We start from the raw sequence: 20,902 nt of genomic DNA on the forward strand, positions 1-20,902 counted from the left end.
AAGACAAACCGGATTACAAGGGGAACACACTCGTGCAAAGCAACAACTACTATCTGAACAACCCGTGGATTCACGCGGATCGCAAGCTGTCCAACTCCTCGTCTGAGTGGGTGCGCAGCTTTTCCTGCGAAGACCTGAAGCCACTTATCATCTGCCGTGGTCCGATCCGTAAGGAAGCCATGGATGTGTTTGATGAAATGGGTATCAACGGTTACGGCATTCTGCTGTCGGAAAAAGACTCCATTACCTACACCAACGCACTGGCGCCGGAACTGCGCAAGCTGACCGACCCGGACCGCGTTCACCGTGTACCTGACTACACGGGTGCCAACAAGGAAGAGCGGACCAAGCGCATTCAGCAGATTGTCCGCATCGCCAAAGACAACGGCTACAACTCCATCTTTGCGGGCTACGGCTTTATGTCGGAAGACGCGGAAATGGTTGAAGCCATGGAAGAGGCCGGGCTCAACTTTATCGGCCCTTGCTCCTACACCCAGAAAGCGGCGGGCATGAAGGATCAGGCCAAGCGCACCGCACTGGCCACTGGCGTATCGGTAACTCCCGGTGTGAATAACGCGACCAGCCTGGCTTTGTTTGCCAAATACGGCAAAGACGGTCTGGAAAAATGCGCCAAGGATCACAAGCTGAAAGTGGATTTCAGCAAGTGTGCCGATGACGAAGACAAGGCTCTGGCCCTGCTGCACGCTTCCTACGATGCGGGTATCGACATCATTGATGCCAAAGACATCGGCGAAGCGCTGAAAGTTGAAGCCAAGCGCATGCTGGCTGAAAAGCCCAACAACCGCTTCCGTCTGAAAGCTATCGCCGGTGGCGGTGGTAAAGGTCAGCGTATCCTGCAATCAGCCAACTCTTACAAGGGCAAGACCCTGGAAGAGCGCGTTGAGCAGGCTGCGGCGAAAGTACCTTCGCTGGTCCTGGAATGTCTGATCGAGCTGAAAACCAACGGTGTGGGCGACAACAAAAACGTCCTGATCGAAATGAACATCGATACCACTCGTCACCAGGAAATTCAGGTGGTGGGTAACGGCGAATGGTGCATGACCATGGGTGGTCGTGACTGCTCCCTGCAGATGCACGAGCAGAAACTGCTGGAAGTCTCTGTCACTGTCGAAGAGCTGGAAGCGGCAATTGAAGAAGCCAGCGCTGCGGGTCGCCGTGCCGAAGTCACTCAGCTGAAGAAAGACCTCGAAATCCTGAACAAGATGGAAGAAGAGGGTGCAATTTTCGGCGAAGCGGTGAAGCTGGATTCTGTCGGAACCTTCGAGTGTATCGTCGACGGTGAAGCTCACTACTTCATGGAAATGAACACCCGGATTCAGGTTGAACACCGCGTTACCGAGCTGTGCTACAAGCTGAAGTTCACCAACCCCGACAACCCGAACGATTACTTTATCGCGGAAAGTCTGGTTGAGGTTATGGCGCTGATCGCCCGTCACGGCAAGCGTCTGCCCAAGCCTGAGCGACTGGTACGCGAGCCGGCATCTGTCGAAGCTCGTATGAACGCCACCAACCAGGCTTTGCAGCCTCACGCCGGCGGCATTATTGAATACTGGTCCGACGCGCTGGAAGGTGAGATTCGCGACGATCAGGGTATCTCCATGCACAACCCGGATACGGATGTGTTCATGAAGTACCACCTGGCTGGCGCCTACGACTCCAACATTGCGCTGCTGCTGACCACCGGTCAGAACCGTCTGGACAGCTACACCAAGTTGGCTGAAATCCTGCGTCGCACTGAATTGCGCGGCAAGGATCTGGCGACCAACCTGCAGTTCCATTACGGTCTGGTTTACTGGTTCCTAGGCAACGGCATCAATGCCCGTCCCAGCACGCGCTTTATCGTGCCTTACCTGACTGCGGTGGGTGAGCTGAAAGAAGCGACGTCTCAGATCGATCTGGACTTTGCTTATGGTCAGATCAAGCAGAAGTACCTTGCCGACGCCGATGCCAAAACCGCCAAGGCCTGGGCTACGGCGCTGGATATGAAGCAACTGCTGATTACACGCCCGCTGGAGCGTCTTTTCAGTGAGCCGCACTACCTGTCTGGTTGGTTGAGCACACACAAAGACGTGGTCAAGATCAGCAAGAAATCGGTGGAGTGGTCAGTTAACCCGATTGAACTGCTGGCTGAGCTGTATCACTTCCTGAACATGGATTACGAGCCCGGTAAACCGGCCCGTTACATGATCTGGGATCACGACAATGAAGTGCTGCAGGCTGCATTGAGCTTCTACGCCAGCCTGAAGGAAAAACTGGGCACCGAAGACTTCGCGGAAATCCAGAAAGCGCTGGCTTCCGACAAGGCGCCGAAAGGCATCACCAAGAAGCAGTGGGCCGAAGTTCAACAGGCGCACGCGGGCTATCAGGCGGGCACCGAACTCTTGTCTGTGCTGAGTTATGTGGCGCGCAAGACCAAGTTCCACGACCTGAAAGTCAATGCGGACCTGAGCATCACCATCCCGGATCGTCTGACCGAGAAAGAACTGCAGGATCGCATGGCCAAGGTACTGGTGCCGCCGCCGGCCGCCAAGTCCGACGAAATCCTCGCCGCCAGCGGCGGTATGTTCTACCCGCGCGAAGCGCCGGGCATGGATGTATTCGTGAACGAGGGCGATCACTTCGAGGCGGGCGACGTGCTCTACATTGTTGAAGTTATGAAGATGTTCAACAAGGTCGTGGCGCCATTCTCCGGCACCATCGACAAGTGCCTGATCGACGGTGACGGTGTGATCATCAAGAAAGGTCAGCCGCTGTTCAAGGTGACGCCGGACGAGAAAATCGTTATTGAAACGCCGGAAGATATCGCCAAACGCCGTCAGGCGAAAACCGCTGATTTTCTGAACGCCATCGGCTGATCTAAGGCGGGCGCCTGTGTTCAGGTGCCCGCCGGATTTACACCTCAAACGACTGTTGTACACAGGGTGACCCTATGATTACCGCACTTGACCATATCGCCATTGCCGTTCCCGAACTGGAAAAGGCCATTGCGCGTTTCAAGGAAGATTTTCAGCTGAATTTTGAAGGGACTGAAGACGTTCAGGATGCGAAGACATCCACTGCCTTCTTTCCGGTACCGCCCACCAGCATCGAGCTGGTTCACCCCCTGAACGGTGAAGGCCCGATCGCCAAATACCTGGAGAAAAAGCCGGGTGGCCTGCACCACATCTGCTTTCGCAGCGACAACATCGAAGAAGATGTTGCCCGCCTGAAAGCCAAGGGTTATCAGTTTCTTTCTGATGAGCCGAGCCCCGGTGCCCACAACTCCAAGGTGATCTTTATTCACCCGAAAAGCTGCGACGGCGTGCTGGTAGAAATTAACCAGCCCGGCGACGATCACTGACGCAAGCAGCACACTGACAGGTAACAGCACATGGCAGACAAAGACTACAAAGCACCCGAGGCGTCTCGCGACGCGTGGGAAGAGATGGCCAACAAGCAGATGAGCAAGGGCGGCAAGAGCCTGGATGATCTGGTGTGGCACACCCCGGAAGGCATCGACGTCAATCCGCTGTACAGCAAGAAAGACATCGAGAACCTCGAGTACACCGACACCATGCCCGGCATGGAGCCTTTTATTCGCGGCCCGCAGCCGACCATGTACGCCGGTCGTCCTTGGACGATTCGCCAGTACGCGGGTTTCTCTACGGCGGAAGAATCCAACGCCTTTTACCGCAAGGCGCTGGCCGCTGGTGGTCAGGGTGTATCCGTGGCCTTCGATCTGGCAACTCACCGCGGCTATGACTCGGATCATCCGCGGGTAACCGGTGATGTGGGTAAAGCCGGTGTGGCGATTGATTCCGTTGAAGACATGAAAGTGCTGTTCGACGGTATTCCGCTGGATAAAGTCTCTGTCTCTATGACCATGAACGGCGCGGTACTGCCGGTACTGGCGGGTTATATCGTAGCGGCGGAAGAGCAGGGCGTTTCGCAGGAGCAACTGTCCGGCACCATTCAGAATGACATTCTGAAAGAGTTTATGGTGCGCAACACCTACATTTATCCGCCGCAGCCGTCGATGAAAATCATCGGCGACATCATTGCCTATGCGTCGGATCACATGCCGAAGTTCAACACCATCTCCATCTCTGGCTACCATATTCAGGAAGCCGGTGCCGATGCGGCGCTGGAGTTGGCCTACACCTTGGCTGACGGTAAAGAGTACATCCGTACCGCACTGGCTGCCGGTCTGGATATCGATAAGTTCGCGGGCCGCCTGTCCTTCTTCTGGGGCATCGGCATGAACTTCTACATGGAAATCGCGAAACTGCGCGCCGCTCGTCTGCTGTGGGCTCGCATTGTCAGCGAATTCAACCCAAAGAACCCGCGGTCGAAAATGCTGCGCACCCACAGCCAAACGTCTGGCTGGTCGCTCACCGAGCAGGACCCTTACAACAACGTGGTGCGTACCACCATTGAAGCGATGGCGGCGGTGTTTGGCGGTACCCAGTCTCTGCACACCAACGCACTGGATGAAGCGATTGCGCTGCCGACGGAATTCTCCGCCCGTATCGCCCGCAACACCCAGCTCATCATTCAGGAAGAAACCGGTATCACCAAGGTGGTAGATCCTTGGGGCGGTTCTTACATGATGGAATCCCTGACCAACGACATCGCTGAAAAAGCCTGGGAGCTGATTCAGGAAGTTGAAGAGAAGGGTGGCATGGCCAAGGCCATCGAAACCGGCATGCCCAAGCTGCGCATCGAAGAATCTGCGGCTCGCAAGCAGGCCCGTATCGACCGTGGCGAAGACGTTATCGTCGGCGTGAACAAGTATCGTCTCGAAAAAGAAGACGACGTGGATATTCTCGATATCGATAACGAGAAAGTCCGCAAGTCTCAGGTCGCTGCGCTGGAGCGTATCCGCGCTTCACGCGATGAAAAGGCGGTGGAAGATGCCCTTGAAGCCATCTATCAGTGCGCGGTTTCCGGTGAAGGCAACCTGCTGGACCTGGCGGTGAAAGCCACCCGCGTTCGTGCTACCGTAGGTGAAATCTCTTTTGCCATGGAGCGCGAATTCGGTCGCTTCAATGCGCAGGCTCAAACGGTATCCGGTGTGTACGGCAGCGCCTATCAGAACGACGACAACTGGAACGAAATCTCCAGCGATATCGAGGCTTTCACTGAGAAGCACGGTCGTCGCCCGCGTATGTTGGTCTGCAAAATGGGGCAGGACGGTCACGATCGTGGCGCCAAGGTGATTGCCACCGCATTCGCCGACGTCGGCTTTGATATCGATCTGTCACCCATGTTCTCCACGCCGGAAGAAGTGGCCAAGCAGGCTATTGAAAACGACGTTCACGTCGTGGGTGTATCGTCTCAGGCCGCCGGTCATAAAACGCTGGTACCTGCGCTGATCGAAGAACTTAAGAAGCAGGGCGCAGGCGATATTATCGTCGTCGCCGGTGGCGTTATCCCGCGTCAGGATTATGACTTCCTGAACAAGGCAGGCGTTAAAGGCATCTTCGGGCCCGGAACCCAGATTCCGAAAGCGGCTCGCGAAGTGCTGGACGCTATTAACGCGAACTATAAGGGCTGAGTTTGCCCCCTGTGTCGGGGTTCCTGACTAAAAAGGGGGCTCCGACGTCCGTCGTCATTGCGAGCGCAGCGAAGCAATCTCGTTATATTGGCTCCGCAGCAGGAGATTGCTTCGTCGCTTCACTCCTCGCAATGACGGACTCTAATCGGACCCACTATTTCCAATCAGAGTCTCAATATCCATGTCGATCGACGTAGACCAACTCCGCCAAGGCAACCGCCGCGCTCTCGCTAAAGCCATTACGCTGGTAGAAAGCAAAAAAGCTGAACACCGCGAACAGGCCCAAAAACTGCTGGAAGCTGTTTTGCCCTATACCGGCAACAGCATTCGCGTCGGTATTACCGGCATCCCCGGGGTTGGCAAATCCACCTTTATTGAAAGCTTCGGGCAGACCGTTATCGAGCAGGGTAAGAAAGTCGCCGTGCTGGCGGTTGATCCCAGCTCGCCCATCGCTGGCGGCTCTATCCTCGGGGATAAAACCCGGATGGAAGAATTGTCTCGGATGGACAATGCCTTTATCCGGCCCTCGCCCTCAGAAGGTGCGCTCGGTGGTGTAGCCCTGAAAACCCGCGAAACTATGCTGCTCTGTGAAGCGGCCGGCTACGATGTGATTCTGGTTGAAACCGTCGGCGTCGGTCAGTCCGAGTATGAAGTCGCCAGCATGGTCGATTTCTTTATGGTGCTAATGCTACCCAATGCCGGTGACGAGCTGCAGGGCATTAAGAAAGGCATCATGGAATTAGCGGATGCTCTGGTGATCAACAAGGCTGACGGCGACAGCCTGAACATGGCCCAGCAAACCCGGCGCCATTATCAGAATGCCTTGCACCTGCTGCGTCATACCAGCTTCTGGACGCCTCAGGTTAAAACCTGCTCCGCGCTTCGAAAGGAAAATATCGAGGAAGTCTGGGGCATGATTTCAGACTTTCAGATCGACGCGATTAAGAACAATGCCTTCCACGAAAAGCGTGCCCGTCAGGCCCAGGAATGGATGCATAAACTGCTGCACGAAATGCTCGACCTCAAGCTGAAGCAAAACCTGGAAGTGAAGCAGCAGATGCCGGAGCTGGATCGTCAGGTGACCGAGGGCAAAACCACGCCCTATCTGGCGGCGAAATTGCTGATTGATCTTTTGTTCAAGGCGAATTGATGAAAGACGTTGCCCACACGCTTACCGAGTTTGTTCAAACCCATCTGCCGACTGCGCGGGCGCTGGAAATTGAAGTCGCAGATTACGACAGCGCCTCGCTGACACTGAGAGCACCACTCGGCCCAAGCATTAACGACAAGCACACCGCCTTTGGTGGCAGCCTTTATGTGGTGGCTGTGATGGCGGGGTGGGGGATGGTTTACCTGCGCTGCCGTGAGCGAGGTATTGATCCCAATATTGTGGTGGCCAAGGGTGAGATTGAGTATCTGGCACCGGTGCCCACCGATATTGTGGCGTCGTCTATCCCGGTGGAAGAAGCCGATTGGGATAGCTTTTTTAAGCACTTTGATGAGCGCGGCAAGGCGAAGATCGAATTGCGCACTCAAGTGCTGCAGGACGGTAAACCTGCGGTCAGCTTTAAGGGGTTGTACGCTATTATTGGCTTGGCTCCCAATCTATAACGAGCGGCTAGTCTCCATACACAAAGCGCCGCAATTCCTCGATATTCGCCATGCCATCGTTGTAGCCCAACTGAATCAGTCGCTCGCTAAATGCAGTGGTAAACAGCAGATAACTGGCCACGTTTACCCCACCGGCGCTGCGACCGGCATTCCCCCTGAAAAAAGTGCGGATACTGCGCGGAAGCTCGCGCAGGAAATCATCGGCGATTGCATCGATATCTTCCGAGGGTGAAATCACCAGTGCCTCTATCGGGCGCAGTTGATGCTCAGTAAAGGATTCCTGTTCCGGCATCAGCCGGATCAGCTGGTTGATCCGTTCAAGACGCTCGATATCGGTCTCGATACTGTCGACAAAGGCGCTGTTCAGCAAGTGGCCTATAATCTGACCGAAGGCGGGTGACTGAATTTTCTGCAACGGCCGCCGGTATTCTTTGCGGTGACCGTTGGCCGGAATGATCAGCACGCGCTCAGCGCCCAAGTGGAGGGCGGGGCTAATAGGTGTGAGCTGACGCAGGGCGCCATCACCAAAGTAATTGCGGCCGATCCGTTGCGGCGGAAAGATGGTCGGTATGGCGGTGGATGCCATCACATGGGCAATATCGATGGGCGTTGGTACACCCTGACGGCGCCAGCGCTGCCAACCGGCACGCTCGGGTCCGCCCTGAAAAAAGCTGATGGAGACACCCTGAGTATAGTCCATCGCGGTAACGCTCAACGCATCTAGGTGTCCCGCGTTGATGTTCTCCGAGATGGCAGCAATATCGAGATTTTGTTTCAGCAATTCCCGCAGGGGTGAGTTATCCAGCAAGCCTACGGGTCGCCCAACCGCAATACCCGAGTTAAACAGGGACAGCAGCAGGCGCCAGGCGTTGCTCATCACTCCCAGCCAGTCTGAGCGGTAAATTTGATCGGTGCTTAGAGCCGTCCACAAAGATTCGAGCCAGTCAGCGGCATTCGAGAAGTTTTCTGCCTTGCTGGCCAGCGCAACGGCATTGATAGCCCCGGCTGAAGTACCGCACAGAATGCGGTATGGGTTGTACTGGCGGTCGCCGTGAAGGGTGGCGAGGGCCTTAATAACGCCGACCTGATAGGCCGCTCTGGCACCGCCGCCGGGAAGAATCAGGGCGGTATCGTATTTGGCTTCTTGCTGCATCTACTTGCTGTGTCCCCGCAGTCCTGCCCCCACCAGAATTCGGGTGGCAATCTCCTCAATCGAGGCATGAGTAGATTCAATATAGGGTATACCGAAGCGGTTAAACATAATTTCTGCCTGCCGCACTTCATATTCGCACTGGGCGAGCGTGGAATAACGGGCATTGGCGCGCCGTTCGGTGCGAATGGTCGCCAGCCGGTCCGGCTTGATGGTCAGGCCGTAGAGCTTGTCCCGAAAAGGCGCCAAGGGCTTGGGAATGCGGCCATTATCCAGGTCATCTTCGGTCAGGGGGTAGTTGGCGACAAATACCCCGGCCTGCAGAGCCAGATACAGGCTGGTGGGGGTTTTGCCACTGCGGGACACGCCAACCAGAATCAGTTCGGCCTGATGATAACGGTCAATTTTGGCGCCATCGTCATTGTCGAGCGCGTAGTTCACAGCGTCGATCCGGTACTTGTAGTCCGGTTCGCTGGAAACACTGTGGGCTCCACCGACGGTAAACGACGACTTGGTGCCGAGGGCTTCTTCGAGTGGTGTGAGAAAAGTTGCCAAAATATCCACGGTAAAACCGGCGCTGGCCTTGATGATGCTGCGAACTTCCTCGTTCACGATGGTGTCAAAAACGATCGGTTGGGTGCCGTCACGGGCGGCCACGCGGTCGATTTTTTCGGCCGCCGACCGGGCTTTCTCGGCATTGTCGATGTAGGGCAGGATGACTCGCTCGAATTTCAGGCCCTCAAATTGGGCCAGTAGACTGCTGCCGAGAGCTTCTGCGGTGATACCGGTGCTGTCAGAGATGAAGAATGCCGTTCTTTTGGTCATTTCTGTCACAATACGGGGCCTCTTACGGGGCGAATTTATGTCCGAATTCCAGTATCATACGCGATCTTTAAACCACGTACCTTATTCACTAGAGGAAACCCGTTTTGTCTGAATACGTTCTTTGGTTTCAAGAGCTTGGCATGGATGATGTCGAGCGTGTGGGCGGCAAAAACGCATCGTTGGGTGAGATGATCAGCGAGCTGTCCGGCGCTGGCGTATCCGTTCCCGGCGGCTTTGCGACGACTGCTTCAGCTTACCGGGATTTCCTTCAGCAGAGTGGTCTGAACGAGCGCATCAAACAGCGCCTCGAAGGGCTGGATGTCGATGACGTAAAAACCCTGACCGAAACGGGCAAGGATATCCGACAGTGGATTATCGATACCCCCTTTCCCGCAGAACTGGACGCCGCTGTCAGCAAGGCTTTTGAAGAACTTGCGGAAGGTAACGCGGAAATTGCGGTCGCCGTGCGTTCCTCTGCGACGGCAGAAGATCTGCCTGATGCATCTTTCGCCGGTCAGCAGGAAACCTTCCTGAATATTCGCGGGCTGGACAACGTCAAGATTGCGATCAAAGAGGTTTTTGCTTCTCTGTATAACGATCGCGCTATCGCTTACCGCGTGCACAAAGGCTTCGAGCATGCAGATGTTGCTCTGTCTGCGGGCATTCAACGCATGGTCCGTTCTGAAATCGGTGCCAGCGGTGTGATGTTTAGCATGGACACGGAATCCGGTTACGACGGTGTGGTGTTTATTACTGCCTCATACGGCCTCGGTGAAACCGTGGTGCAGGGTTCGGTTAATCCCGATGAGTTTTATGTGCACAAGGCGATTCTGGAGCAGGGCAAACACGCCGTGTTGCGTCGTAATCTGGGTGGCAAAGCTATCAAGATGATTTACGGCAGTGAGGCGTCGGCTGGCAAATCGGTTGAAACCGTGGAGGTCGAAGAGGCTGATCGCAACCGTTTCTGTATTACTGACGACGAAGTCATGGCGCTGGCTAAGCAGGCTCTGATCATCGAGAAGCACTATCAGCGTCCAATGGATATCGAATGGGCCAAGGACGGTGATACCGGCAAGCTGTTTATTGTCCAGGCTCGCCCGGAAACCGTAAAAAGTCAGGAATCTGCCAACTTGATGGAGCGCTACTTGCTGAAAGAAAAAGGCAAGGTTATCTGTGAAGGGCGCTCAATTGGGCAGCGAATAGGCAGTGGTCCGGTTCGGGTCGTGGCTGATCTGTCAGAGATGGATCAAGTGCAAAAAGGGGATGTACTGGTCACCGACATGACCGATCCGGACTGGGAGCCTGTCATGAAACGGGCTTCGGCTATCGTTACGAATCGCGGCGGCCGAACCTGCCATGCGGCGATTATCGCGCGTGAACTGGGTATTCCCGCGGTAGTCGGTTGTGGCGACGCTACCGAGGTTCTGACCAGCGGTCGTGAAGTGACTGTCTCCTGCGCCGAAGGTGATACCGGTCTGGTTTATGAAGGCTGTCTGGATTTTGATATCAGCCGCAATGAACTCGAGGCCATGCCCGAGCTGCCTTTCAAGATCATGATGAACGTGGGCAACCCGGACCGCGCCTTTGATTTTCAGGCTTATCCGAATGCCGGTGTGGGTCTGGCGCGCCTGGAGTTCATCATCAACCGTATGATCGGCGTGCATCCGAAAGCGCTGATGGATTACGAGGAGTTGCCGAGAGATGTGCAGCAGGCGGTCGCACGCCGCATCGCCGGTTACCCCTCGCCAGTGGATTTCTACGTCGAGAAGCTGGTTGAAGGTATTGCGTCTATCGCCGGTGCCTTCTATCCCGAGCGCGTTATCGTGCGGATGTCCGACTTCAAATCCAACGAGTACGCTCACCTGATTGGCGGAACTCTGTACGAGCCGGACGAAGAAAACCCCATGCTGGGATTCCGTGGTGCTGGCCGCTATATCTCAGACTCCTTCCGCGAATGCTTCCGTCTGGAATGCCGTGCGCTGAAGAAAGTGCGCGACGAAATGGGGCTCACTAACGTTGAGATTATGGTGCCCTTTGTGCGTACCGTTGGCGAAGCCAAGCAGGTTATCGAACTGCTGGAAGAGAATGGTCTCAAGCGTGGTGAGAACGGGCTGAAGGTCATCATGATGTGCGAGCTGCCGGCTAACGCGCTTCTGGCCGACCAGTTCCTGGAGTACTTTGACGGTTTCTCCATCGGTTCGAACGATCTGACTCAGCTGACGCTGGGGCTTGATCGCGATTCCGGTCTGGTAGCTCACCTATTTGACGAGCGCAACGATGCGGTGAAAGTTCTGCTGAAAAACGCCATTCAGGCTTGTAAGAAACAGGGCAAGTACATTGGCATCTGTGGTCAGGGGCCCTCCGACCACGCGGATTTTGCGCTGTGGCTGGTGGAGCAGGGTATCGACAGTGTGTCGCTGAACCCGGACTCTGTGCTGGAAACCTGGATGTTCCTTAGCGAGGAACTCGCCAAGTAAGCTGTAGCTAGCCGGTGCTGACCAGAAGGTCAGTGCCGGCTGATCCCGTACTTCTGTTTCAATCCCTCAAGAGCGGTCATGATTTCCCCGTCCATGATCCGAAAGCCCGCGACCGGTTGCGGATAGCTGTCGGAACGATGGCGCATCAAACCCTTCGAAAACACGCCAAGATTGATCCACACTTCACCCAGCACGCAAACTGGTGAACAGCCGGAAACACCGTAATCTACCTTGCAGCTGGCGTAGCCGGTGCGGCCCTGTTCGCGTTCAATGCTGAGCAGCTGGCAGTTATCTTCCAGCATTCGTTGTCCGGTCTCTTTGCCCTGATCGAAGTGGTAGCACATAAACTGCACCTGATTCCGACAGTCGGCCAGCTCACTGCTTTCTAGTGGTCTCGTCGGCAGGTGGGGCAGAATATCCGGAAAGTGCTGGCTGTCATCAAATTCACAGCGCCGAGCGCGCAGAACTAATAAGGCCCAGTCATCAATTTCATCACTGCTCCATTCCAGATCCGGGCTGGCAATAATTTCTACCGGGTTCAACCAGTCGCCGCCGGGAACCTGAACCGCGATATCCCCGCGATTGGTAAGCCGGCTGAAGCGGTGGTCGAGCACGCTGTGACCAGCGGTAGACGCGATCCAGTAACAGTGGTTAGCGGCTATCAGTGTGGCGTTGCTGTAGCTCTCGCGGCCGTTGCTCTTTGTACGTTTGAGGCGGGTAAAGACTGCGGGGTCCACCGGCGCATCAAGGCTGGAAATTTCGCGCCGTTTTGTATTGCCAGAGGCGGCTTCCAATTGAAGAAATACCCGCTCGAGATCGATCGACCGGGTATCGCCGATGCTGATCTTTTCCGCAAACGCCAGCGGCGTGACTGACAGCGCAAGACAGAAAAACCAACGAATCACTGCCACAGCTTCCGTCGTTTTTCGTAGGTTTCACGGCACAGCGCAACGTCATCCAGATACCGGGGAAGCTCATCCAGCAAAAGGGCCTGTGGCCCATCGACCAGTGCCTTGGTCGGCTCCGGGTGAAAGTCCACCAGCACCATATTGGCGCCAGCGATAATGCCCTGCGCGGTCGCATGGGCAATATCCATGACTTTGTCAGGGCCGTGGTCGCGGGTGCCCACGGAGTGAGACGGATCAATGCACACCGGCATCCGCGTGAGTCGTTTCACTACCGGTACATGGGAGAAATCGACCATATTGCGGTGCGGTGCCCCGTAGTCGCTCTTCATACCGCGCAGACAGAAAATCACCTGGGTATTGCCTTCGCTGGCGAGATATTCAGCCGCATTCAGTGATTCATTCAGTGTGATGCCGAAACCACGCTTTAGCAGTGCCGGGTAGCGCTGCTGCCGTCCAATCGCTTTGAGCAGCTCAAAGTTCTGGGTGTTGCGGGTGCCGATTTGCAGTATGACCCCGGTGGGGCGGCCGCATTTTTCCAGACAGGTATCGATTTCTTCGATATGGGATTCATGAGTTACTTCCATCGCGATAGTGGCGATATTGTGTTTGCCCGCCAGCTCAAACACGTAGGGCAGGCAACCCTTGCCGTGACCTTGAAAGGCATAGGGATTGGTGCGCGGCTTGTAGGCGCCCATGCGCGTGCAGCGCTGGCCGTGGGCTGCGACGGCTTTCATCATGATTTCCACATGCTCGGGAGTGTCTACCGCGCATAAGCCGGCAAAGACGTGTAGCGAGTCTTGATCAAAACGCAGGCCCTGATAGTCAAAACCACTGACTCGTCGATCGTCGTGGTGCCGCCCGAGAATACGGTACTCCTCGGAAATACGGATGACTCGCTCAACCGCCGGCAAGGCTTCCATGTCAGCGGTATCGAGCGATTTTGTTTCGCCGAGCAGGTAGATCTCGGTCAGCTTTTGTTGCTGGCCCTGTACCACGTGTTCTTTGACGGACACGCCCTTGAGTGCTTGGAGGTGGCGCAGGGTGGCCTGATACTCTTCAGACTGGTGATCGATATCCGGATGTAAAATCAGCAGCATTGTGACACTCCGCAGACTGTGGGTATGGGCGCTGGTTCTGCTGCCCGGCAAGTTCGCGTATGATGACAAACGTGCTCGGCACAACAATCCTTACTATAAGCCAAACTCACGACGACTCGCCAATGGCCTGGTCTTATCCTATCAGAATCGGTTTTCGCTACTTTTTCAGCCGTCGCCGCGACCGCTTTTTGTCGGTGGTGACCTGGATTTCACTGCTGGGTATGGCGGTCGGGATCACCTCGCTGATTGTAGTGATGTCGGTGATGAACGGCTTTGAAGCCGAGCTGCGCAACCGCGTGCTGTCGCTGGTGCCACATGGCTTTGTCGACGGCCCCGATCGCCGTCTTGAAGACTGGTCGGCGCTTATGAAAACCGTTTCTGAACAGTCGAGCGTAAGAGGGGTGTCGCCCTACACAGGTACCGCGGCCATGCTGGTGCGCGGAGATCGTCTGCGCGGCATTCAACTCTACGGTATCGACCCCGCAACCGAAGGCTCGGTGTCGGATATCGAGCAGCAAATGGTAGATGGCAATTACCTCGATAAACCCCGCTTTGAAATCCTGCTTGGCGATATTCTTGCGCGGCGTTTGCAACTTACCGTCGGTGACAGGGTTACGCTGGTTTTACCCACGGTTACGGTCACGCCCTTGGGCTTGTTTCCACAGGAAAAAACGCTGGAAGTTGCTGGCATTTTTAGCGCTGGTGCCGATGTTGACGGCAATACAGCATTCGTTCACCTGAAGGTCGGTCAGCGACTGCTGCGCCTTGGCAACGCGGTTAATGGACTGCGAGTCGAGTTTGACGATCTGTTTGCGGCGCCCGAAGAGCTGGCAAAACTCGCAAACCTGTTACCGGCGGGTGTTGAAACCCAATCCTGGGCTCAGACTCAAGGCAGTCTGTTTCAGGCGGTCAAGATGGAAAAGAGGATGGTACGTCTGCTGCTGTTTTTTATTGTGGTGATTGCGGCCTTCAATATTATTTCGATTTTGACCATGGCGGTATCCCAGCGCCGTCCGGCGATTGCTGTTCTGCGTACCATGGGTGCAACGCCGACAACGATAGTCAGAATTTTTCTGGTCTACGGTCTTCTGACAGCCGTTTTGGGTATAGCGCTCGGAGCCTTGATTGGTGTGCCGGTCGCGATGAATGTATCAGAGTTAATCGCTTTTCTGGAATCGAGCCTTGGCATGAAAGTCTTCAATCCCGATGTGTACTTTATCAGTGCAATACCATCGGTTTTCCGGTGGCTGGATTTTGCCCTCATTGTCAGTGTCGCGCTCGCCTTGAGCGTGCTGGCGACCCTGTATCCGGCCTGGCAATCAGCCCGGATCGAGCCTGCTGAGGCTTTGCGTTATGACTGATGTACAAACACCGATCAAGGATCAACTAATGACCGTATTGGCCTGTCAGGGACTGAGCAAATCCTTTACCCAGGGCCCGGAAACCGTCGACGTGCTGTCCGGTGTGGATTTGGTCGTTGCGAAGGGAGAATTGCTCTCGATTGTGGGGCAGTCGGGCTCCGGCAAAACCACCTTGTTGCAATTGCTCGGCGGTCTGGATGTGCCAACGGCTGGCACCGTTTCGGTTATGGGCGAGAATATCAACCGGCTTTCCGAGGCCAAGCGATCCTTGCTGCGCAATCAGGCCTTGGGTTTTGTTTATCAGTTTCATCATTTGCTGCCAGAATTCAGTGCACTGGAAAATGCGGCCATGCCACTGCTAATACGCGGCGTTAGAAAGCGCGATGCGCTGGACAAGGCAGCAGATCTATTGAATCAGGTGGGCCTGTCACAGCGAGTCAAACACCGTCCCTCGGCGCTGTCCGGGGGTGAACGTCAACGGGTGGCTATTGCCCGAGCTCTTGTGGGCGAGCCCGGTTGCGTATTAATGGACGAGCCAACCGGTAATCTTGATGCGGAAAACGCGGCTGCCGTTCAAGAGTTGCTGTTGCGACTGAATGCGGATTGCCAAACCAGCTTTGTAATCGTGACCCACGATATGGAGATGGCGTCGCGGTTTGGGCAGGTGTATCGCATAGCTCACGGCCAATTGGCACGGGAGAGCTGAGTGGTGTGGGGTTTTATCGGACTGCGTTACAGCCTGGATCGTAAAGCGGATCATCTACTGGCTTTTTTGTCGCGTCTGTCCACGGCCGGGCTAGTGCTTGGCGTTGCACTGTTGGTTGTGGTGCTGTCTGTCATGAATGGCTTCGACCGTGAAATGCGCGAGCGAATTTTGTCGTTGGTGCCTCACGTAACCGTGAAGCCGTGGTCTGCGGAAGAAAACTGGGATGCGATGGCGCAGACCGCCCGTCAACAGCCCGGTGTCGCAGCAGTCGCGCCTTTTATAGAATTTCCTGCCATGCTGTCGCGCGGTCGCAGTATGGAGCCCGCCCTCGTTTATGGTGTGGACGCTGCAGTGGAAGACCGGGTATCAGGCCTTGGGCGCTTTGTGGATTTGCCGCGTCTTTCGCAAACCAGTGAGCAAGTTGCCCCCGTGATTATCGGTGCCGGTTTAGCAAAGCTCTTGGGCGTTGCGGTGGGTGACAGCCTGAATCTGGTGACACCGGCATCGGCCCAGCAATCGTCCAATGTCAGCTTTAACCGCCTGGAAGTGGTCGATGTGCTGGATTCAGGGACGGAGATCGATCAGCGTCTGGTGCTCATGGATTTATATGCCGCTCGCGCTACCGGTGTGGATCCTGTGATTGGGCTGCGGGTTTCTGTGGAAGATGTCTTCAGCGCGCGAACCATCGCCTGGGAGCTGCGTAATCAGCTTGGTTTCCATTATCAATATTCAGATTGGACCAGCCAGCTAGGCAATCTGTACCACGCGATTCAAATGTCACGCAATCTGGTTGTGGTGATGCTGCTGGCGGTGGTCGCGGTCGCGGTTTTCAATATCGTGTCGACGCTGGTTATGGTCGTCCATGAAAAAGAAAGTGATATCGCCATTCTTCGAAGTCAGGGGGCGACACCGGGGCAGATCATTAAAACGTTTCTGCTTTACGGCGCCGTGATCGGTTTGATCGGTGTGCTGGCCGGTGGTGTGCTGGGGGCACTCGGTGCTTGGGCGATTACCGACATTGTGGCCTGGATTGAACGCGCAGCAGGTATCCAGTTTCTGCAGGGTGATGTTTACCCGATAACGTATTTACCCTCGGATTTACGCATGGAAGACTGGCTGATGGTGTGTGGCGTGTCGTATCTGATCTGTCTGCTGGCGACGCTGTATCCGGCGTGGCGGGCGGCGAGCGTACAACCGGCTGCCGTATTGAGCTACCGTTAGGTTGTTTTCTTGCGGGCGGCTCGCAGCTTTCTATCGGCGCGGTCGCGCTTGCGCTTGCGCCATCGGCGAATGGTGTGAATTCGCCAGAGAATGTGCACGGTAACCGCTGATAACAGACCAAAAAACAGTCCCATCAACGTGCATCCCAGCAAGAGGGGGCGCCATTTCGTCAGCAAGCCGGTTTGAAACCATTCCCAGCTGAGTTCAAAGTAGAAGCCGGTTGGCGGCATATCCAGCAGAATGGCACCGAGTTTGTAGGCAATATAAAAAAACGCGGGCATGGTAACCGGATTGGTTATCCAGACCAGGCAGGCAGATAGGGGGAGATTAGCGCTGAACAGGATGGCCGCCAGCGCAGCAATCACCATCTGGCCCGGAAGCGGCATAAACGCCACAAACACACCGATAAAGAAGGCGAGGGTCACCGAACGACGATTCAGGTGCCAAAGGTTGGGTTCATGGATCATCGGTCCCAACCAGCGCACCGACGGATGCTCTTTAATAGCATCCGGGTGTGGCATGTACCTTTTGAAAATTTTGCGGGGCATAATGACGTAACAGGCCTGCTGCAAGAGTAGGGCGGGGGATTAACACCGCCAGCAGGCTGCCATTATGCCTGCTAAGGGAATGCTTCACCACCATGGTATCAAGGACGATATCCACTGCAGTTGGCGTTGGCTGTGTCGCCTGGTTGCCAGCGCTGCCTTCTATGGCTGTCTTGCTTACAGCCTTTACGGTCTGTTTGCTCTGTTGGTTTTTTCTGCGCAGTCGCTGGCGTCATTTGAGTGTTTGTGTGGTTTGCCTCTTTGTTGGTCTCATCATCGGGACCGTCCACGGAAACCTTTTATTGCGTGATCTGCTTCCCGAGCCGCTGGAAGGGCAAGATCTTTCCCTACGCGGGACGATTGAGGGCTTACCCCAGTACCGTCCGCATCGAGGTGGCACCTGGCGTTTTGATTTTCGTGTCGACCATTGCAGTGAAACGGGCTGTGTCGTGAAACGGGTACGTTTAAGCTTCAGGACAAACGCACTACTGCGCGAAGGTCAGGCTTGGAACCTTCAGGTGCGACTCAAGCGCCCTCGCAGTTATGCCAACCCGGGTTCATTTGACTACGCTCGCTGGTTGGTGAGCTCAGGTCTGCACGCTTCCGGCTATGTTCGCTCAGGTACGCTGGTCGCGGAGGGCTCAGCCCCTCGCGCTCGCGTAGTTGAGTATCTAAGGGAGCGTCTGCAGCCCTATGGGCGCCATCCCTTGCTGCTGGCGCTGGCGGTTGGTGATCGAGATCGCCTGAGTGAGGGCGACTGGGAAATACTCAGGGAGTCTGGTCTCTCTCATCTGGTGGCGATTTCCGGCTTGCATATCGGGATTGCGGCAGGGATGGGGCTGCTGTTGGGTCGCTTGTTGTCCCAAATCTATGGGCGCTCTTGGTTGGCTATGGCATGTGGTTTGGGCGCGGCGACAGGCTATGCCTGGCTAGCGGGCTTCAGCCTACCCACTCAGCGGGCGTTGATCATGGTTAGCGCGGGATTGTTGGCGCTTTTTCTGGGGCGCGGCGTCAATCGCTGGCAGGTAATGTCGCTGGCGCTACTTCTTGTCCTTCTCTTGCAACCGATGGCCAGCCTGACGCCCGGTTTCTGGCTGTCATTCGGCGCGGTTGCGGTATTACTAGCGGTGTTTGACCGCACGAAAAGCTGGCTGAGTCTATTCAGGGCTCAGTGGTCGCTGTTACTTGGGCTGGCGCCGCTGAGTCTGGCTTTTTTCAGTCTGCTTTCGCCCCTCAGCTTGCCTGTTAACCTGATTGCCGTACCGATTTTCAGTGTGGTGCTGATTCCTCTGACCTTAGTCGCGCTCTGCCTTGAAGGCGTCCAACCTGCCTTGGCTGAGGGCCTGTGGTGGTTAGCCAATATCGGCTTGCACGCGGTAATGACTAAGGTCGAGTGGCTGGTGCCGCGATTGCCGGCCTGGCAGTACACGCCTGACACGCACGCCTGGTCAGGCATATGCTTGGCATTCGCTCTGCTGCTGGCTCCAAACGTATTGCCGGCGCGCTATCTCTTTATACTGTTTCTGACGCCATTAGCTGGCGCGTTAATGCTTGCCGTGCAAAGTCCTGAACTCGACAGGGGGAGCTTGAAAGTCGATGTACTGGATGTCGGGCAGGGGCTCTCGGTTGTGATCAGAACCCGCAGTCATTCTCTGGTTTATGATGTGGGGGCCCGTTATTCCGACAGTTTCGATCTGGCCGATGCAGTGGTGCTACCCTTCCTTGCTCACGAGCGTATCAGTCGGCTGGATAAACTGATAGTCAGCCACAACGATAATGACCACGCGGGTGCGTATTCAAAAGTGGTTCAGGCGTACCCGGACGTGAAGCTCCTTTCTGGCGAATTACTCTCTGACAGTGAGCCGTGTCGGGCGGGTGAAAGTTGGCAGTGGGATCGCGTGAGGTTTCAGTGGCTGCATCCAAGGCAGGCCCGATTGGAATCTTCCTCGAATAACCGTTCCTGCGTTCTATTAATTCAGTCGGGAAGTGCGTCTATTCTATTGCCCGGCGATATTGATCGTTCTGTCGAACAACGTTTGCAGGCTGATTTAGCACGTGCTGTTAATCCTCCGCTTTCGGTCCTGATTGCGCCGCACCATGGCAGCAAAACCTCGTCGTCGAGCTCATTTATTGGGCTACTGCAGCCCCATTTGGTGGTTTTCTCTGCAGGGTATAAACACCAGTTTGGTCATCCGGCTCCGGAGGTCGTCGAACGGTATAAAAATGCGGGTAGCGGCGTCGCCTCGACCGCCGCGTCCGGGGCAATCAGCATCCTGCTATCGCCCCGTGGTGTGGAGGGTGTCACACGGCACCGCGAACAGCGCCGTTTTTACTGGCAGTGAGTGTGTCGCTTCAAGCCGCGAAGTACGTATAATGCAGGCAGATCAGAATAAGAGGTATTCCTGTGTTTGAACTGGTTAAGGCTGGCGGCTGGTTGATGCTGCCGATACTGCTCTGTTCCGCGGCCGCGCTGGCCATTTGTATAGAGCGCTGGATTGAACTCGACCCGAAAAAGATTGCGCCACCCAACACCTTCCCTCAAGTCTCCGACTGGCTGAAAAACAATCAGCTGGATGCCGAGAAGCTGCGCCGCCTGCATCGCTCCTCCGCGCTGGGGGAAATTCTGGCGGCGGGTTTATCGAATGCCCGTTATGGCCGGGATATTATGAAGGAAAGTATCGAAGATGCCGCGTCGCACGTGATACACCGCCTTGAAAAATACCTGAATGCATTGGGGACCATCGCAGCCATTACGCCGCTGTTAGGTCTGCTGGGCACGGTAATCGGTATGATTCGGGTCTTTTCCGAAATCATGCTGCAAGGAACCGGTAATGCCGGGGTTCTGGCGGGTGGTATCTCCGAAGCGCTGATTACCACCGCATCCGGTTTGAGTGTCGCCATTCCAGCGCTGATGATGCACCGCTACTATATCCGCCGTATCGATTCGATTGTGGTCGAGCTGGAGCAGGAGACCATCAAGCTGGTAAACCACATGCACCTAGTGAACCCAAAGGGCGGTAAGTCGTGAATTTCAAACGGCAGAAACTGGAAGAGGTTTCGGTCAATCTGACGCCGCTGATTGATGTGGTATTCCTGCTGCTGATCTTTTTTATGGTGTCCACAACCTTTACCAAGGAAAGCCGGCTGACGCTGGAGCTGCCCGAGGCCAGTGGTGACCCGGCGCCGCAGGAAATGGTGCCCCTTGAGGTTATCGTCGATGCCCAGGGCCAATACATGGTCAATAAGCTGACGGTTGTAACGCCGAATCTGAAAGGTTTGAAAGCCGCGATAGCGGAAGTCTCCGACGGCGATACCACCCAGCCTGTGGTCATTACCGCCGACGCGAAGGCACCGCATCAATCTGTGATCAGAGCGATGGATGCTGCCGGTCAGTTGGGTTTTACCTCGCTCAGTCTTACAACCCGTGAACCCAAGCCGGAATAA

General features: G+C 55.6%; 17 protein-coding genes. 12 read left to right on the top strand and 5 right to left on the bottom strand.

Features of this window, described 5'->3' with window-relative positions; translation table 11 throughout:
* The first annotated feature begins 32 nt into the window (after positions 1 to 32).
* From FHR99_RS02605 to FHR99_RS02625, 5 genes are all read left to right on the top strand, one after another.
* Positions 33 to 2,876 carry an ATP-binding protein gene (locus FHR99_RS02605; protein ID WP_343067342.1) on the top strand — a complete coding sequence of 948 codons (2,844 nt, stop codon included), beginning with the start codon at positions 33 to 35 and terminating at the stop codon, positions 2,874 to 2,876.
* 74 nt (positions 2,877 to 2,950) lie between these two features.
* On the top strand, positions 2,951 to 3,361 hold the full coding sequence (gene mce / locus FHR99_RS02610) for a methylmalonyl-CoA epimerase (RefSeq protein ID WP_183408994.1): 411 nt from the start codon (positions 2,951 to 2,953) through the stop codon (positions 3,359 to 3,361).
* Between the two features lie 30 nt (positions 3,362 to 3,391).
* The gene (gene scpA / locus FHR99_RS02615) at positions 3,392 to 5,557 is read left to right on the top strand and encodes a methylmalonyl-CoA mutase (protein WP_183408995.1); all 2,166 of its coding nucleotides are present in this window, start codon (positions 3,392 to 3,394) and stop codon (positions 5,555 to 5,557) included.
* Between the two features lie 181 nt (positions 5,558 to 5,738).
* The gene (meaB, locus tag FHR99_RS02620) at positions 5,739 to 6,707 is read left to right on the top strand and encodes a methylmalonyl Co-A mutase-associated GTPase MeaB (protein WP_183408996.1); all 969 of its coding nucleotides are present in this window, start codon (positions 5,739 to 5,741) and stop codon (positions 6,705 to 6,707) included.
* The gene (locus FHR99_RS02625) at positions 6,707 to 7,168 is read left to right on the top strand and encodes a YiiD C-terminal domain-containing protein (RefSeq protein ID WP_183408997.1); all 462 of its coding nucleotides are present in this window, start codon (positions 6,707 to 6,709) and stop codon (positions 7,166 to 7,168) included. The genes meaB and FHR99_RS02625 overlap by 1 nt, the downstream gene beginning before the upstream one ends.
* 7 nt (positions 7,169 to 7,175) lie before the next feature.
* On the opposite strand, the gene FHR99_RS02630 is transcribed toward FHR99_RS02625, so the two are convergent.
* Positions 7,176 to 8,321 carry a patatin-like phospholipase family protein gene (locus FHR99_RS02630; RefSeq protein WP_183408998.1) on the bottom strand — a complete coding sequence of 382 codons (1,146 nt, stop codon included), beginning with the start codon at positions 8,319 to 8,321 and terminating at the stop codon, positions 7,176 to 7,178.
* On the bottom strand, positions 8,322 to 9,143 hold the full coding sequence (gene ppsR / locus FHR99_RS02635; protein WP_183408999.1) for a posphoenolpyruvate synthetase regulatory kinase/phosphorylase PpsR: 822 nt from the start codon (positions 9,141 to 9,143) through the stop codon (positions 8,322 to 8,324).
* A gap of 104 nt (positions 9,144 to 9,247) precedes the next feature.
* Between ppsR and ppsA the strand changes: the two genes are divergently transcribed.
* A complete protein-coding gene (gene ppsA / locus FHR99_RS02640) occupies positions 9,248 to 11,620 on the top strand; it encodes a phosphoenolpyruvate synthase (RefSeq protein ID WP_183409000.1) in 2,373 nt (790 codons plus the stop codon).
* 29 nt (positions 11,621 to 11,649) lie between these two features.
* Here ppsA and FHR99_RS02645 read toward each other — a convergent pair whose 3' ends face one another.
* Together FHR99_RS02645 and FHR99_RS02650 are read right to left on the bottom strand one after the other, a co-directional pair.
* A complete protein-coding gene (locus FHR99_RS02645; RefSeq protein ID WP_183409001.1) occupies positions 11,650 to 12,525 on the bottom strand; it encodes a hypothetical protein in 876 nt (291 codons plus the stop codon).
* A complete protein-coding gene (locus tag FHR99_RS02650; protein ID WP_183409002.1) occupies positions 12,522 to 13,625 on the bottom strand; it encodes a 3-deoxy-7-phosphoheptulonate synthase in 1,104 nt (367 codons plus the stop codon). Before FHR99_RS02650 ends, FHR99_RS02645 begins: the two co-directional genes overlap by 4 nt.
* A 122-nt stretch (positions 13,626 to 13,747) precedes the next feature.
* Here FHR99_RS02650 and FHR99_RS02655 point away from each other — a divergent pair, with 122 nt between their 5' ends.
* From FHR99_RS02655 to FHR99_RS02665, 3 genes are read left to right on the top strand one after another with little or no spacing between them, the layout of a single operon-like run.
* Entirely contained in the window at positions 13,748 to 14,986 is a 1,239-nt protein-coding gene (locus tag FHR99_RS02655; protein ID WP_183409003.1) for a lipoprotein-releasing ABC transporter permease subunit, read from the top strand.
* Entirely contained in the window at positions 14,979 to 15,692 is a 714-nt protein-coding gene (locus FHR99_RS02660) for an ABC transporter ATP-binding protein (protein ID WP_183409004.1), read from the top strand. Before FHR99_RS02655 ends, FHR99_RS02660 begins: the two co-directional genes overlap by 8 nt.
* Positions 15,693 to 16,913, top strand: a complete 1,221-nt coding sequence (locus FHR99_RS02665; protein WP_183409005.1) for a lipoprotein-releasing ABC transporter permease subunit — start codon at positions 15,693 to 15,695, stop codon at positions 16,911 to 16,913. It begins immediately after the preceding gene.
* On the opposite strand, the gene FHR99_RS02670 is transcribed toward FHR99_RS02665, so the two are convergent.
* Positions 16,910 to 17,434, bottom strand: coding sequence for a DUF2062 domain-containing protein (locus FHR99_RS02670; protein ID WP_246386444.1), 525 nt, complete (start codon positions 17,432 to 17,434; stop codon positions 16,910 to 16,912). The two genes, FHR99_RS02665 and FHR99_RS02670, sit on opposite strands and share 4 nt — an antisense overlap.
* Before the next feature lie 188 nt (positions 17,435 to 17,622).
* Between FHR99_RS02670 and FHR99_RS02675 the strand changes: the two genes are divergently transcribed.
* From FHR99_RS02675 to FHR99_RS02685, 3 genes are all read left to right on the top strand, one after another.
* Positions 17,623 to 19,800: a DNA internalization-related competence protein ComEC/Rec2 gene (locus FHR99_RS02675; RefSeq protein WP_246386445.1), complete on the top strand. Its 2,178-nt coding sequence runs from the start codon at positions 17,623 to 17,625 to the stop codon at positions 19,798 to 19,800.
* 62 nt (positions 19,801 to 19,862) lie between these two features.
* A complete protein-coding gene (locus FHR99_RS02680; protein WP_183409008.1) occupies positions 19,863 to 20,486 on the top strand; it encodes a MotA/TolQ/ExbB proton channel family protein in 624 nt (207 codons plus the stop codon).
* Complete coding sequence (locus tag FHR99_RS02685; protein WP_183409009.1) at positions 20,483 to 20,902, top strand: biopolymer transporter ExbD; 420 nt, start codon at positions 20,483 to 20,485, stop codon at positions 20,900 to 20,902. The genes FHR99_RS02680 and FHR99_RS02685 overlap by 4 nt, the downstream gene beginning before the upstream one ends.

This window comes from Litorivivens lipolytica (assembly GCF_014191715.1).
Taxonomy (GTDB): Bacteria; Pseudomonadota; Gammaproteobacteria; order Pseudomonadales; family Spongiibacteraceae; genus Litorivivens; species Litorivivens lipolytica.

Excerpts from the sequence above, each read along its gene's own strand:
- mce (WP_183408994.1), top strand. The coding sequence starts at position 2,951 with ATGATTACCGCACTTGACCATATCGCCATTGCCGTTCCCGAACTGGAA.
- scpA (WP_183408995.1), top strand. The coding sequence starts at position 3,392 with ATGGCAGACAAAGACTACAAAGCACCCGAGGCGTCTCGCGACGCGTGG.
- meaB (WP_183408996.1), top strand. The coding sequence starts at position 5,739 with ATGTCGATCGACGTAGACCAACTCCGCCAAGGCAACCGCCGCGCTCTC.
- FHR99_RS02625 (WP_183408997.1), top strand. The coding sequence starts at position 6,707 with ATGAAAGACGTTGCCCACACGCTTACCGAGTTTGTTCAAACCCATCTG.
- FHR99_RS02630 (WP_183408998.1), bottom strand. The coding sequence starts at position 8,321 with ATGCAGCAAGAAGCCAAATACGATACCGCCCTGATTCTTCCCGGCGGC.
- ppsR (WP_183408999.1), bottom strand. The coding sequence starts at position 9,143 with ATGACCAAAAGAACGGCATTCTTCATCTCTGACAGCACCGGTATCACC.
- FHR99_RS02650 (WP_183409002.1), bottom strand. The coding sequence starts at position 13,625 with ATGCTGCTGATTTTACATCCGGATATCGATCACCAGTCTGAAGAGTAT.
- FHR99_RS02655 (WP_183409003.1), top strand. The coding sequence starts at position 13,748 with ATGGCCTGGTCTTATCCTATCAGAATCGGTTTTCGCTACTTTTTCAGC.
- FHR99_RS02660 (WP_183409004.1), top strand. The coding sequence starts at position 14,979 with ATGACTGATGTACAAACACCGATCAAGGATCAACTAATGACCGTATTG.
- FHR99_RS02670 (WP_246386444.1), bottom strand. The coding sequence starts at position 17,434 with ATGCCACACCCGGATGCTATTAAAGAGCATCCGTCGGTGCGCTGGTTG.
- FHR99_RS02675 (WP_246386445.1), top strand. The coding sequence starts at position 17,623 with ATGGCTGTCTTGCTTACAGCCTTTACGGTCTGTTTGCTCTGTTGGTTT.